Annotated in this window: 1 protein-coding gene; it reads left to right on the forward strand. The window is 43.8% G+C overall.

The genetic code is table 11. The features are described 5' to 3' along the window. Nucleotides 1–125: 125 nt before the first annotated feature. Nucleotides 126–315: elongation factor P hydroxylase (locus tag CWB98_RS23800; protein WP_171045762.1), on the forward strand; the 190-nt coding region annotated here is incomplete at its 3' end.

Below are 315 nucleotides of genomic sequence, written 5' to 3' on the forward strand. Positions count from 1 at the left end.
TGCTTCGCTTTATATCGCGCCACGCAGTTCTCTTGACAAAAAGGCATAGTCTAAAACGAGATCTTTTACTTTGGCCGTTAAAAACCTTACAATTTGCGCCCAGTTTAGACTTGTGGCGGAGGTTGATGCATAAAATAGAAGACCTCATTGCTGTTTTTAATGGGTTATTCCTGCACACGCTTAACACGGAGCTGGTAGTGGGCGACGATGAACCTATCTATCTACCTGCAAATGAATCATACCCTCATCACCGCATTATTTTTGCTCATGGCTTCTATGCCAGTGCTTTGCATGAAGTTGCACATTGGCTCGTTG

Origin of the sequence: Pseudoalteromonas rubra, assembly GCF_005887115.1 — a bacterium.
In the GTDB taxonomy this organism is placed as follows: Bacteria; Pseudomonadota; Gammaproteobacteria; order Enterobacterales; family Alteromonadaceae; genus Pseudoalteromonas; species Pseudoalteromonas rubra_F.